The sequence below is a fragment of the Arsukibacterium sp. genome (assembly GCF_018402695.1).
Taxonomy (GTDB): Bacteria; Pseudomonadota; Gammaproteobacteria; order Enterobacterales; family Alteromonadaceae; genus Alishewanella.
The window spans coordinates 1-14,333 of sequence record NZ_JAGYIM010000013.1; the positions used below are offsets into that span (position 1 = coordinate 1).

Below are 14,333 nucleotides of genomic sequence, written 5' to 3' on the forward strand. Positions count from 1 at the left end.
CTCCCGTAGGAGTCTGGGCCGTGTCTCAGTCCCAGTGTGGCTGATCATCCTCTCAAACCAGCTAGGGATCGTCGCCTTGGTGCGCCATTACCACACCAACTAGCTAATCCCATATAGGCGCATCCGATAGCATATGGCCCGAAGGTCCCATACTTTGGTCCGTAGACATTATGCGGTATTAGCCACCGTTTCCAGTGGTTATCCCCCTCTATCGGGCAGCTTCCTATACTTTACTCACCCGTCCGCCGCTCGTCATCACCCGAAGGCATGTTACCGCTCGACTTGCATGTGTTAGGCCTGCCGCCAGCGTTCAATCTGAGCCATGATCAAACTCTTCAATTAAAGTTTTTTCGAGACTTTCGTCTCAGCTCAGCATTACTGACTAAATCTTTATAACTTGGTCACTCATACTGATTTGTTTCGTTTAAACGAACATCATTATAAGTGCCCACACAGATAATTGATTGCTAATTGTTAAAGAGCGTGCTTCAAACCAATCTCTTGGTAATGAAGCGAGAACCGCTTGCGCCATTCTCAGAAGTCTTTCTCAGTCGTTTGCTGCGTTACCGCTGCCCCGTCTGTGGATGCGCATTATAGGGAGTTTAAAATAGTCTGCAAGCGCTATTTAACGAAAATAAACCGTTTGCCTAAAAAACAATCAAGTCTCTCAGGAACTAATCTGCCAGTGCTAATGACAATCCACCGGCCCGCAATGTTTGGCGTTGCACTGCCTTCTCTAATTGCCTCGGCTCGGCACAGATAAGACTAAAACGAGCCGAAGCCCGGGTAATGGCGGTGTAAAATAACTCCCGGTTCAACATGCCTGTATCATGACCAGATACTGCCAGTACAGTATGACTGAATTCTGAACCCTGTGATTTATGCACTGTCATGGCAAACACGGTTTCCACCGCATTTAAGCGGGCCGGGATTACCCATTTGATACCATCAGAAACAACGAATGCTACTCTAAGGGTACTGACCACACTACCATCTGCCTGAACTATCAATTTTGGCAGACAAATACCAATATCGCCATTCATCAGCCCAAGCTGATAATCATTGCGGGTAATCATCACCGGCCGTCCAGCGTACCACTGATGCTCTGGTACGATTAAACCAGCCTTTGCCAGAATATGCTGAATTTGCAAATTTAGCTGCTCCACACCCAACTCACCTTTGCGGGTAGCAGCCAACACCTGAAAGCTGCTATAAGCACTGAGGATTTGTTGGGCCCAGAGATCCTGTTGGTCGGGTTGCAACGGAGCATCGCTAATTAAAGATAAGTAATGCTGATAGCCATAGCCATTTGCTAAATTGCTACCGTTTAACACTAATTGTTGAAAACCAGCACTGGACGTACCAGCTTCTTTTAATAACAACAATTCGGCGGGATACTCCTGCCAGATAGCAGAGTTAAGTTGCCCCTTATTGACCATTGCCGCCAACTGGCCAATGCCACTATCCTGGCCAAAACGATGGCTATGACGCAGCATTACAATATGCTGTGACAATAAACTGCCATCTTTACTAATAAGCTCATCAGGAATGTGCTGGCCGGTTTGCTCGGCTAACCAAGCCACTGTTGCCGGAAGATAATCCCCTGCGCTGGCCTTTTTACAAAGCTCCGCTAATAAAGCCCCTGCCTCGACTGAGGACAGCTGGTCTTTGTCGCCCAATAAAATAATCCGGGCTGTTACCGGTAAAGCCTGTAATAACGCCGCCATCATTTCTACATCAACCATCGACGCTTCATCCAGCACCAGAATATCCAATGGTAGGGGCTGGTAACGATTAAATTGCAGTTTTTTGCTGCCAGGGCGCACGCCGAGCAGGCGGTGAAGTGTACTGACCGTTGTGGGAATAGCCTGCTCAATCTGCTTAAAGCCATTGATATCAAGCGCGGCCAGCCGGTTAACGGCACCACTAATACTGTCTTTTAAGCGGGCAGCTGCTTTGCCGGTAGGCGCTGCCAAACGGATCTCCAGCAACGGCGCCTGCTGACGCAGCTGCAATAACTGCAGTAATGCCAGTAACCGCACTACTGTGGTGGTTTTACCTGTACCCGGCCCACCGGTAATCACTGTAAAAGCCGTGCGGCATGCCAGCGCACAGGCAAGTTGCTGCCAGTCTGGCTGTACACTGGTTTGTGACGTTGCATTCTGTTGAAATAACTGACCAATTAATGGCAACAATACCCCGTCAGGCAGCTGTGCTGTAAGCAATTCATGTTGAAGCAGCCGCTGATTAATCTGGCTGGCAATATCCTGCTCATATTGCCAGTAACGACGCAAGTATAAGCGTTTACCTGACAGCACCAGCGGATTATGTCCGATGCCTATATCCACTACTTCTGACTGGCTGAGCGCGTGCAGCCACTGGTTTAAACTGACAGCAATAAGTTGTTGCTGCACCTCGGCATGCTGACTGGCGGCAAGTTCGCCACCAAGCCCCAGAGTTAGCAGCGGATCAGAGTGTAATTTCGTCAGATCCAGACAAACATGGCCCTGTTTCAACTGATAGCTACAAAGTGCCGCCGCCAACCAGACCAAGGGTTGTGCCGGCTCATAGCGGGCGATAAAGCTGGCAAAAGCCAGATCCAGCGGCCGTAGCCAGCCCTGCGTTTGCCATTGTTCCAGCATTTGCTCAGCTTGCATCAATGGCCTCCCCGCGAAACAGCTGATCGAGCGCATTAATTAATTCAAGTGATGGTTTCAGCCAGACCATGCCGGAGTGTGGCGCAGCTATACCTCTGATAAACCAATGCATAGCACCACCGATATCCCGCATATAATCATAATCAGCAACCCGGCTACGCAATAACCGATGCAAAGCCAGACAATATAAAACCGCCTGCAGGTCATAGCGCTTTTGCAACATGAGCTGTTGCAAGGCGTTGTCGTTGTAAGCACTGGCACATTGTCCAGCAAGGTTAGATTTGTAATCACACACGACATAGCGCTGCTGCTGACAAAAAACTAAATCGATAAAACCTTTGAGCATACCATTGAGCTGGCCCGCTAATAACGCTGGCCGGGCTTCGCCAGGCCAGATATGCTGTTGCAACAGCATATCTAAACGTTCGATATCAATCTGTTGGCAAGGTAACCAAAACTCCAACTCAACCTGGTAGCTGCTGAGACTGGCCAGGGTTGTCGGCTGTGCTGTAGCAATATCTGGCAGCACAAAACGTTGGTGCAGTAGCTGCAATAGCCACTGCTGTAATTCGATGCAGTCTGTCTGCCAACCTCGCAACTGGCATCGCCGGGTTAACTCCGCTGTCAGAAGTTCAGGTTGCTGGCTGACAACAGCAAAACCCTGTTGTCCCATCCACTCCAGCATGCCGTGTAAAAAAGTACCGGCTTGCGGGCCAGCAACAAACTGGTATTGGATGGCAGGATCCTGCTTATGCTCTGCTGCTGGATCTGTGCTTAGCTCATAATAAAGTTCGTCAACAAGCTCCGGCAATAATTTATCACTGGCCCGCTCTGGCCCGCTTTGTGACAAACTACTGTTATCCCCCAGCTGTCTGGTTAACGCGCTGTAACTGGCAATCCACCATATTTGACGAAATCTATGGGTCATTTGACGGGCAACGGCCGTTAGTCTGCGTTGTCTGGCTGCCTGGTAAACATCCCGGCTAGCCGCTGGTAAACGTTCCAGCTTGATTGCCGGACAGCCTGCCCAGGCTGCTTGTACCTGAGTGACAAATGCTGCGGGCTCAACGCTTGATGTAGCCAGTAAATAGCTGATAGCACTTGTTTCTGCCAGTGGCGCTAAACCTAACCAGCAGGCAAATTTAGCCCGCGTTAGCGCGACATAACATTTACGAATATCTTCAGCCAGTCGCTCGTTCTCTGCGCTGGCTAAAACCTGCTCATCAGGCTGATAACTAAAGCAACGTCTACCGTGTGCATCGTGATAACTGATTGGTAATTGTTTGACATTCACTGGCCGGGCGGCACAAATGAATGGCAGAAATACCAGTGGATACTCAAGCCCTTTTGACTTGTGAATAGTTACAACCTGAACCAGCTCTGCATCGCTTTCCAGCCGCACTTTTTGCTGTTCATTGTCGCCACTGGTTTGCTGCTCAATATGCTCAACTAAAAAACGCAAAAGAGCCTGTTCGCCATCCAATTGCTGAGAAGCCTGTTGTAACAACTCGGCCAGGTGCAATAAATCTGTCAGCGCTCTGTCACCCTCGGTGCTCAGACGCAAGCGGGCTGGTACCGAAAAATCAAATAGCAGGCTACGCAGCATCGGTAATACCCCATAGCGGCGCCACTGCTGCTGGTAATTTCTAAACTGCAGACACAGCTGTTCCCACTTTAGTTCCTGTTGCTGCAGCTGATCAAGCTCGCTGAGACTAAGCCCAAGAGTACGACAACCGACCGCCGAACGCAGTAAACTATCTTGATCCGGTTCAGCGCAGGCTCGAAGGATAAGCTGTAAATCAGTTGCCGTGGCAGAGCTGAATACCGACTCCCGATCGGATAAATAAACACTGCGTACCTGACGCTGAGCGAGCTGTTCCCGGATAGCCTGTGCTTCACTCTGGTTATTTACTAAAATAGCAATATCAGAAGGTTTAAGCTGACGCTTTTCACCGTCATCGTTGATGAAGTAAGCTGCACCACTGGCAGCTTGTTGCAAAATGTCTGTGATATAACTGGCACAGCCACTGGCATACCGATCCAGATAAGCCTGACGACTAAGCGCTTTGTCGATTTCGAAATCTGGCAACCAGCCAGTCAGCGCTGCCACAGGTTGCTGCGCAATATGCAGCTGCCAACTGTTGCCCTTCGCATTAACCGGATGAAATGGCAGTGGGTTCTGACTATGGGCACCGTCATTCTGCCGAAACAGAAATGCACCGCCGGCACGCGTTTCTGCCTCGCCAAAAATGTAATTGACCGCGTTGACCAGCATGGCCCCTGAACGAAAATTAGTATTAAGCGTGTAATGGCGACCTGTTGTTGCAAGCTTAGCCTTCAGGTAGGTATAAATATCCGCGCCACGAAACGCATATATCGCCTGTTTGGGATCGCCGATCAATAACAAGGCATGTCCCGTGGCAGTCTCCGACAGCGAATCAGCATCTGAGGCATTGTTAAGATAAATAGCAGAAAATATCTGATACTGGATGGGATCGGTATCCTGAAACTCATCAATTAATGCCACGGGATACTGCTTACGTATCAACGCCGCCAACGCGTTACCCTGCTCGCTATGTAGAGCCTGGTGCAACCTAAGTAGCATATCGTCAAAGCCCATTAATGCCTGTTGGCTTAATCCGGTCTGTATTCGCTGCGCCAACCAGCAGCCAGCATGCTGCATTAATAACTGACGTGGCTCTGCCAGGTTCTGCAGCGCTGTTTGCAATTGCACTATGCCGGCAAACGCGGGATGATCTGGTACTGGTCCCTCCTTCCAACACTCTGCTATGCCCTCTGGCGAAAGCCGGTACCAGCCAGTGCCCAAATCAAGGTTGGAATCAGGTGCTTGCAACCAGGCTTGCAGTTTCTGCAGCCAGTTATCCAGATAACGTTGCTGTAATTGTCTGCCATTTACCGCTTTTGCTGTTATGGCTTGATAAAGTAGTTCTGTGAGTTCAGGCAACCACTGCTGCCATTGTGCTGTCAGCTGTTGCAGCTGAGCTTGCCGTTCTGCCTGGCTTTGCGCAATAGCCATTTTCGGTTCCGCATAACCAAAACTTTCAGTGGCTATTCGTTCCAGATAATAACTAGTCAGTTTAGCCACGCTTTGCCATAACTGCTCTGGCGTCTGCCAATAATCAAGACACTCTGCCAGGGCACTTTCTGACAGGTCATAATAAAAACTACGCCAATAGTCACGTGCAGCCTGCAATTTCAGGGCGCTAAGATCAGTACTTAGTTGCTGGGTAAACAAACTGCCGCTGGCAAAAGCATGCTCTGCCAGCATCCGGTTACACCAACCATGAATAGTCGAAATTGCTGCTTCATCCATCCACTGTGCCGCTAACTCAAGGCGTCGGGCACAGTAGGCATATTCTGCTTCAGCATAATCAGCCAGTAACGCTGCCAGCACAGCATCATTAGTTTTACCATCACGGAATGCCTGAGCCGCCTCGGTTAGGCGTAACCGAACTCGGTCACGCAACTCTTGCGTAGCCGCCTCGGTGAAGGTTACCACCAGTATCTCAGGCGGAGTCAGCGGTCTTTGGTAGGCATTTGCCTTACCATGACCCAGCACCAGTCGTAAATATAGCGCGGCGATGGTAAACGTTTTACCTGTTCCGGCACTGGCCTCAATCAAGCGGTTACCTTGAAGAGGCAAGGTCAACAGGTCAAGTGCTACCGGCGGCTTCATTCTGCCCCCTCTGACTGGATCACTGCAGCCAACAACGGCCGATATAACTGTTCAGCCAGACGGACAAAGTCACCGTTGCCTGCAAGCAGTCTGAAACTGGGAAACAACCGGTGCAAGTATGGGTTACTCTGGACAATACCCTGATTATAACTATCACCCTGGTAACGCTTTTCACATTGTTGCAGAATTTGTTCACTGCTGAGTTTGCCTGTATCCGCTTGCTGCAGATACAACATGGCACACTCCATTTCCAGCGGCCAGGGTGACTGATGCGCCTGCAGGTAATAGCCCAGTAATTGGTTAAGCTGGTCGGTAGCGCTCTGCGCTGTTAGTTCAGGAAAGGTGATTTCACCTGCCTGGCTCAGTACGACTGTTTGACAAGGGTTAAGCGTGTTGGCCAATAAATGATTTAACCAGGGCAACACCAGATGGCGCCATTGATACTGCCGCTGTTTTACAATGGCGCTGGCGCTTAACAATAGCTGACATTGCTGACCGCTGGTGTTATGTCTGAGTTGCGTAAGCCAGTCTTGTAGCTCAATTACCTGATATTGCACCCGCACTGGCCGGGCTTTTTGGCAAATTGGATAGGCTTGTTGTAATTGTTGCAACTGACCGGCTAAGGCCAGTACGGGTTCAGCTAATTGTTCCGCATGCAGCTTGGTCGCCGCACCCACGCCAAGCTCACCGCGGCGTTGCATTTGTGCCAGGCAAGTGCTGACCGCAGTTTCTAAGGGCTGATTGTCCACCAGGGCCTGCTGCACACGGGATAGCAGCTGTTGCTGCAACTGCCATCGGCTGAGGCCATTTAAGGCAAATGCTTCGTCGTTTTCGCCGGCAACATCAGGTTGATCAAGCCAGATTGCCAGTCGTTGGGTAAAAAAACTTTTCACCGGGTCCCGAATAAAGCCACTTAGCTGGCGCAAACTGACTGGCTCGGTGGGATGCCAGTCGCTTAACATGTTGCCATGGTTTGCCGGGACGCTGTCAGCCAGCCATTCATGCTGGTAGCTGAATAACCCGGGCTCCGCCTGGTTGAAATAACGCAAACTGAAAGGCTGCAGCGGGTGTGCAGTGGTCAATTGGGCTAACAGAGACTGTTCATCATTAAGCTTTGCCGCTGGCTCGCCGACAACCCGCCAGCAATAGGCAAGATGATCGCGTAACTGTCCTATCAACATTGATGGTGCTCTTTCACTATTATCATGGATACTACGCCCTACCCAGCTGATATACAGCCGATCGCGCGCTGACAGTAACGCTTCCAGCAATAAGTAACGGTCGTCCTCACGGCGCGAGCGATCGCCGGGCCGCATATCTGTTTGCATTAAGTCAAAATCCTGCCGTGGCTGTTGGCGGGGAAAGGCTCCGTCATTCATACCCAGTAAACAGATATGCCGGAAGGGAATAGCCCGCATTGGCAGTAAGGTAGCAAAGGTTACTCCGCCAGATAAAAACCGCTGCTGCACGCCGGGTTGCGTTACTAAGCTTAACCAGCTTGCCGCAACAATGGACGCAGGTAATTCAGTCGTCAATGTCGCTTGCTGACAATGGCTATACCACTCGTCCAGAGCTTCATTAAGTTGTGCCAGCAGTGCCTGTTCTTCAGTATGTTGGGGGAGTAAGAAATCCTGTAGCATTTGGTTGATCAACTGCTGCCATTGCACCGGACTATGTGGCTGTTGCAATAATTGCCAGTAGTGTTTCAACTTTGCTAACAATTGATATAAAGGGCCTATCAAAGCGGCTTCTAAACCACTGATCTCTGTGTAAGGTTCAATGCCATGCCAACCTTCGCCCCGCAGATCGTTATCAGACACGGGCCCGGAGGCAAAACCCAGTAACATCCGATCGAGGGCAAACTGCCAGCTGTACTGATGCAGGCCTTCAGGTAAGTCAAGACTTTGTCGTTGCGTCGCGTCAATCCCCCAGCGGGCACCTGCAGCTTGCAACCACTGATGTAACAAGGGCAGTGCAGATTCATCAATAGCAAAACATTGGCGCACCGCAGGGACTTCAAGTAAATCCAGTATATCGCTCAGTTGAAAACGACTTTGTGCTAACCCGATCAATTGCTCTACTGCTTTGAACATAGGAAGCTCTGCGCCAGGTGGCAAATCAGCAATGGTAAAAGGAATGTAGCGTGGATCTTCGGGCTTTATTGATGCGAAAACGGCTTGAATAAGCGGTGCATAACTGGCGATATCAGGCACCATTACCATTATATCGCGCGGCGTCAGACTGTGATCCTGTTCAAAAGCAGCCAACAACTGGTCATGCAAGATTTCCACTTCACGCATCGCACTATGCGCCACGTGAAACTGAATCGATTGATCAGCCTGTGATATGGCTGGCCATTTTTGCTGACTATCGTGCACAGGTCTTAAGTCATAAATATCGTGCTGCAACATGCCCAGCAGATGGTGGGCAGCAGGTGGCTGAAACAGGTCAATACGCTGATTAACAAAAAGGCTTTTGTATTGCGCTGTTTCATCAAACTCGTCCAGTAACCTGATGTAATCACGCCCCTGTCGTCCCCACGATGCCAGCAGAGGCTGAGCATGCACATGCAGCTGATCTTCGCTGATATCAGCTGGCATTCCCACTTTGTATGGCTGACGATGCCGCTCTGCCCTTAGCAGCTCCTTTTCGCTTATAATATCTGCCCAGTAATGCTGACAAGGGTTGTGTACTGCCAGCAGGATCTGGCAAAAAGGCGCTATTGCCGCCAGCACCTGCAAACTTTGCTGAGGCATCGCCGAAATACCAAAAATAATTAAGCGTCTGGGAATTAATCGGGCCGCCTCAGTTGCCGATAAAACTGCTAATTTATTGATAAAACTCTGATGTACTTCGGCACGGCTGTCACCAAGCTGTTGCTCACTGATCTTGCTGTGCAGTATCCGCCACAATGCACTTTGCCAACGTTGTTCTGGTTTCAGGCTTGTCAGCTGGCCCCGCGCATTAACCAGTAGGTCCTGCCCTTGTTGCCACAAATTGAGCCAGTCAGCCCGGTACACCTGGTATTGATCGTAAAGCGCAGCCAGTTGCTCTGCCAATTGGTAGGTTTTCAGTAATGTCGGATCGTCAGCATAAAAATGTCTGAGCGGCTCGAAGCAAGGATTATCAGGTAATTCAGGCAATAAACGCAGTAGCTGCCACCGCAACAGCTCCCTGCTATAAGGTGAATGCTCCTTAATACTCTGCTGGCCCAATACCTTACGATACAATTGCCAGATAAAACGGGCAGGTAACTGAACGTCGATAGCAGAGGCGATTCCACAACCTGGCTCTGGCCCATCAGGTTCGCTGGCCAGCGCCAGTTTCAGCCATTGCGCAATACCATTACTTTGCACCAGAATATATTCTGATTCCAGCGGCATAAGTGGATAGCGTTGCAACCAATTGACCACTAACGCACGCAATTGTTCTGGTGCGTTGGCATGAACCACCAGAAAACCAGGTTGTATTGAGCTCGCCTGCAACATAAAAAGCCTTTACGGACAACAGGCTGCCACTATAGCTGATTTTAGCTGGCGATTAAAAGCGGCTTAGCATTGCACTCTGCTGAGGTTTTTACGCCGATCATACTCTGCAATCATCAGTTGCATCTGCTGTTCATCATAGGCTTGCAAATTACTTAAGATCATTCGTTTTTCACCACGACCAATCTGCTGCCCCTGCTGCGTCAGTACAAACTGTAACAGAACATTTCCGCGCTTGCCCTCGACCTGGAGCGAAGATGCCGCAAGACTGAGCTCCACTCGTGCCGTCGGCATGGTATCAAACGATAACGCCATGCTTTCATAAATGACCAAAGGCCGGCCGGGATGGATCATGACATTATGCTGCTGCATCAAAGGCTGCAGAATATGCGGGAAGTTTTGTCCGGAAAACTGCACGTAGTCGCGAATTAATGGCTCTATTACGGTCAAATCATGGCTTGACTCACCCTGTTGCTGTAAAGACAAGTATACCTTACCCTGCGCATCACAAATTCTCAGCTCTGTACCATGCTGTTCGCAGTGCAACAAGACATCGGCACTTACCATGCCGGCAAAGGTACAGCTCAGCTCTTTACTAAGACCATAATGACTTAGTAAATAAGCAAACAGTAAATCACCAGGCACACAAAATCGTTTGGCGTCGACATCATGGATGGGATTAAAATCGGTCGCTATTTGCTTAGCAAAACTGCAGGATTGCAACCGGCTGAAACTAAAACCTTCGGCAGAACGGGTTACAAAATCGTCTAACAACATCAATAAGGCACTCACTTTTCAGACTTTAGCCGGCAATTCTAACCTAAATTAGCCAGTAAATGGTCTAGCCAGTAATAAATAAGCACTGTTTAGCCAGTACTGCAGACTCAATCGACCAGCAAATCATTAAAAAAGCCTTGCATTTTGTCCAGACAGTAACTACTGTATATACATACACTGTATAAATACACAGCTGGAGCAAAGTATGTTAGCAACTGCACTTTTACCTAACCCTATTTCAGACACTACTGGCTTACCGGTTAAACGAGGTACCGGACGCTTACAACGATTAACAGCCGCGGTGGCATCGGCCAAACCGTTTTATCAAGAATTAACCACTGCTTCAGCGACAAGTGCAGAGCAATTGCTCGTTAAATTGTTGCAGCGACATTGCAATGAAAGCGGGTGGATTGTACTAGTAGCCCCAAAACAGCTGCCATCAAAGGCGCTGGCCAACTATTTAGGTCTTCCGGTAGATAAAATACTGATTATTCATTCTGATGCAATAAAAGATCCTGCAAAGACCCTGCACAAATTATTGCATACCAGCCGTTGTCGGGTTGTGATTAATTTTGGTCAGCCTGGCTCAGAACAGCTGACCTCGCAACTCAGCCAGTGTGCAGCCAGCCAGCAACGTTGGTTTTATCAGGTTAATCAGGTGACAACCCAGACTCATTAAGGCAGCTGCATTGGTATTGCTATTTAAGCTATACTGCCGACAAAATGCTTGTAAGGTTATTTGAGGTACTTTTGAACTGTTATTGTTGCTCCGGCCTGCTTTTCAGCAAATGTTGCAGGCCATTGCTGCAGGGCACTGCTACGGCACAGAGCTGTCTGCAGCTTATGCGCTCGCGCTATAGTGCATATTGCCTTAAAGATACTGAGTATCTGTTTCAAACCTGTCATCCCGAGCAACGTGGCGCTAATTCTAAATTTCAGATATCAGAGTTTGCCAACGCTGTACACTTTGTTGGTTTAACGATTACTGACTGGTCAGAGAGCCGGGATACACGATCAGGTAATTGCGGTTCGGTAAGCTTTGTTGCCCGGTACATTAGCGGCACTAAGCTGGAAACCCTGACAGAAAAGTCACGTTTTGTATTAAAAGTTTGCTGGTATTATTGTGACGGTGAGATTACAGCTACGCCAACGCTAAATGTTGGCCGAAATGAGCGCTGCCCCTGCGGTAGTGGCAAAAAGTTTAAGCAATGCTCTGTGCATTTGCTCTCCGGCGCCGCCCCTGCTGGCTAATGCCAAAGATGAAATTAAGCAATTAAACAAAACCAGAATTACGCAGCCCTACTCTGTATCTGTTGCAAAATTTCATACAGTGCAGTTGGATCGGCTTCTGCCCGCTTGACCTCACTACCCTCGCGTCGGCGCTTGCTGTGTGCATCTAAATTCTGAACCACGTCTGGCGCCAGTTTAGCTTTGTCATCAGCCAGCACCAGAGGCCCTTCAGCCAGATATTGCTGCAATTTAAGTTGTCTCAAGCCACCCTTATTAAGGGCTTCACTATGCCGGGCCAAGATCGCGATATCATGCTCTTGCCAGCCATAACTTCTTGGCTCCAAAAGCGAAAATCTGGCGTATAAATCTTTTTTAACCGGTGCGGACTCTGCTTGCGGCGTTTGAAACTCAGCCATTTCATCAATAGCGGGCGACAAGAATGCCAGCCACAATGCAAAATCTGCTCTGTGCTGATGGTTAATAGCTTTATTGAGCCGGCAATCGAGTTGCCATTCATTGATAATAGTAGTCATAGCAGCTTAATAAACAAGAGATGCCTGGTTTATCGGCAGTTGGCCAAAAAAGTTAAGTAAAATGCTTTACATCAAAAGACAGTTTGGTAATATGCGCGCACTCGTGGAGGGGTTCCCGAGTGGCCAAAGGGATCAGACTGTAAATCTGCCGGCACTGCCTTCGAAGGTTCGAATCCTTCCCCCTCCACCATTTCCTCACCGATAACTCTCTCTTTTGTTAATCTTATTCTGAAATACTAATTAAATTAATTTGCTTGCTAAACTGCACTATATTTCCGACACTTAGCCTATTCAGGTCAGGGTTAAGGCGCTAATGCAAAATAAGACTTTGGAAAATCAACGAGTGTTAATCGTTGATGACCAACGCGCATTCCAGTTAATGTTTAAAGGTGTGCTTTATTCAATGGGCGCAACTAACGTTGCGTTTGCGCCAACGGGCGAGCAAGCGCTGGCTAAATGCAGTAATATTGATTACGACATATTATTTGTCGATTATCATTTGGGCATAGGCAAGAATGGCAAACAGCTGCTGGAAGACTTACGAGAAAAGAAACTGCTGAAACCGCATAGTATCTTTATGCTGGTTACCGGTGAAAACTCGGTGCCGGTAGTTGTAAGTGCGGTTGAACTTGAGCCTGATGACTATCTGGTAAAACCCTTTTCGCAAAGTGTGCTGCGAAGCCGGATAATTCGAATTCAAAAGAAAAAAGCGCAGCTGGCTGAATTATTTCAGGCGCTGTATGACAATCACGCTGAACAGGTGATTGAGCTTTGTCAGCAGGAAATTTCTGAAGGCGGTCGTTATCAACAATTCTGCAAAAGAGTTCTTGCTGAAAACTTAATAAAATTAAAACGTTATAGTGAAGCCGAGCAGGTACTACATGGCTGTCTGGAGCAAAGACGCAACGGTTGGGCCTTATTGTTAATGGCCAGGGTATGCTTTGAACAACAGCGTTTTTCAGAAAGCCAGGCGTTGTGCGATGAAGCCTTGGAAGAGAACCGCTTGTTCGCTGAAGCTTTCGATATTAAAGCACGTAGTTATCTGGCTGAAGACGACCCTGAACAAGCCTTCGGCTGCATTCAGGCAGCAACCGACATCGCTCCGTATTCAATGCAGCGCCAGTACTTATATATGGATATTGCTCATGCACTGGAAGACACCAATGCCAAAGTGTTGGCAAGCAAACAACTCTATGAAATTACCCGCCGCTCAATACGGCAGGATGTTGTTCACTTACTGAATTATATTCGCAGTATTATTGCAGCAGCGACGCTGAGCGAAGAGCCACAGCAGCGCAACCGCTATTCTCAGGAAGTGGCTATTGCTTTGCAACGGGCACGTCGGGATGACAACCTGATCCGGGATATCGACTTTGATCTGTTTGAAATTTTATGTCAGGCCAGGCTTGACTCAGTAAGTGGCCAGCAATTCCAGGCTAAGAAAGCTTATGCCGCCGTTGCCGAACATGCAGAAACGCAACAACAAGTTCTGCCTGACACCGTATTATTACTGAACCAGATTGGTGAATTTGAGCAAGCAGACAGACTGGCCTCCCTTATCGACCCTGGTCTTAAAGCAGATCCGGTACTGCAACGTCTTTTGTCTGAACAGCAACGCCAAAATCAGTCGCAACAACAGCATTTTGCCCAATTGAACAAAGACGGCATCCGCCAATATAAAGAGGGCCAGCATATGGCTGCACTTGCTTTATTTGAGCAAGCACTGGAGTTAGCGCCAATGAACACAGGTTGTGCCCTAAACGTTATTCAGACCAGCTTACAATTGCTTAAATCACAGAGCCATGGACCTACTGGCACCATGCTCGAACGCTGTAAAAAAGCCTTCAGAATTGTCGACAATATGCCATTACCAGAGCATCACCGTAAGCGCTATCAGGAACTATTTAACCAATTTACTCAACTAAAACCAGAAAAGCGCCGGAAATAAACTCAG

Annotated in this window: 8 protein-coding genes, 1 tRNA gene and 1 rRNA gene; 4 read left to right on the forward strand and 6 right to left on the reverse strand. The window is 48.7% G+C overall.

Features of this window, described 5'->3' with window-relative positions:
* The 5 genes from KG631_RS06590 to KG631_RS06610 all read right to left on the reverse strand — a co-directional run.
* Positions 1-342, reverse strand: a 16S ribosomal RNA gene (locus tag KG631_RS06590); the annotation flags it as partial.
* 332 nt (positions 343-674) lie between these two features.
* Positions 675-2,657 (reverse strand): exodeoxyribonuclease V subunit alpha, encoded by a 1,983-nt coding sequence (gene recD, locus KG631_RS06595; protein ID WP_301003659.1) that lies wholly within the window; start codon positions 2,655-2,657, stop codon positions 675-677.
* Complete coding sequence (gene recB, locus KG631_RS06600) at positions 2,647-6,354, reverse strand: exodeoxyribonuclease V subunit beta (RefSeq protein ID WP_213997026.1); 3,708 nt, start codon at positions 6,352-6,354, stop codon at positions 2,647-2,649. The genes recD and recB overlap by 11 nt, the downstream gene beginning before the upstream one ends.
* Complete coding sequence (gene recC, locus KG631_RS06605) at positions 6,351-9,842, reverse strand: exodeoxyribonuclease V subunit gamma (protein WP_213997031.1); 3,492 nt, start codon at positions 9,840-9,842, stop codon at positions 6,351-6,353. The genes recB and recC overlap by 4 nt, the downstream gene beginning before the upstream one ends.
* Before the next feature lie 63 nt (positions 9,843-9,905).
* A complete protein-coding gene (locus tag KG631_RS06610; RefSeq protein WP_365868327.1) occupies positions 9,906-10,631 on the reverse strand; it encodes a DUF3581 family protein in 726 nt (241 codons plus the stop codon).
* 190 nt (positions 10,632-10,821) lie between these two features.
* Here KG631_RS06610 and KG631_RS06615 point away from each other — a divergent pair, with 190 nt between their 5' ends.
* Both KG631_RS06615 and KG631_RS06620 read left to right on the forward strand, forming a co-directional pair.
* Positions 10,822-11,295, forward strand: coding sequence for a SulA-like leucine-rich domain-containing protein (locus KG631_RS06615; protein ID WP_213997032.1), 474 nt, complete (start codon positions 10,822-10,824; stop codon positions 11,293-11,295).
* 164 nt (positions 11,296-11,459) lie between these two features.
* Complete coding sequence (locus tag KG631_RS06620) at positions 11,460-11,867, forward strand: YchJ family metal-binding protein (RefSeq protein ID WP_301003661.1); 408 nt, start codon at positions 11,460-11,462, stop codon at positions 11,865-11,867.
* 38 nt (positions 11,868-11,905) lie between these two features.
* Here KG631_RS06620 and KG631_RS06625 read toward each other — a convergent pair whose 3' ends face one another.
* Positions 11,906-12,379, reverse strand: coding sequence for a VC2046/SO_2500 family protein (locus KG631_RS06625; RefSeq protein ID WP_213997034.1), 474 nt, complete (start codon positions 12,377-12,379; stop codon positions 11,906-11,908).
* 105 nt (positions 12,380-12,484) lie between these two features.
* On the opposite strand from KG631_RS06625, the gene KG631_RS06630 reads away from it, so the two are divergent.
* Both KG631_RS06630 and KG631_RS06635 read left to right on the forward strand, forming a co-directional pair.
* Positions 12,485-12,569 (forward strand) — tRNA-Tyr (locus tag KG631_RS06630).
* 123 nt (positions 12,570-12,692) lie between these two features.
* On the forward strand, positions 12,693-14,327 hold the full coding sequence (locus KG631_RS06635; protein ID WP_213997036.1) for a response regulator: 1,635 nt from the start codon (positions 12,693-12,695) through the stop codon (positions 14,325-14,327).
* Positions 14,328-14,333: the final 6 nt, after the last annotated feature.

Bases quoted from the DNA above. Each gene is read 5' to 3' on its own strand.
- recD (WP_301003659.1), bottom strand. From the start codon at position 2,657: ATGCAAGCTGAGCAAATGCTGGAACAATGGCAAACGCAGGGCTGGCTA.
- recB (WP_213997026.1), bottom strand. From the start codon at position 6,354: ATGAAGCCGCCGGTAGCACTTGACCTGTTGACCTTGCCTCTTCAAGGT.
- recC (WP_213997031.1), bottom strand. From the start codon at position 9,842: ATGTTGCAGGCGAGCTCAATACAACCTGGTTTTCTGGTGGTTCATGCC.
- KG631_RS06615 (WP_213997032.1), top strand. From the start codon at position 10,822: ATGTTAGCAACTGCACTTTTACCTAACCCTATTTCAGACACTACTGGC.
- KG631_RS06620 (WP_301003661.1), top strand. From the start codon at position 11,460: ATGCGCTCGCGCTATAGTGCATATTGCCTTAAAGATACTGAGTATCTG.
- KG631_RS06625 (WP_213997034.1), bottom strand. From the start codon at position 12,379: ATGACTACTATTATCAATGAATGGCAACTCGATTGCCGGCTCAATAAA.
- KG631_RS06635 (WP_213997036.1), top strand. From the start codon at position 12,693: ATGCAAAATAAGACTTTGGAAAATCAACGAGTGTTAATCGTTGATGAC.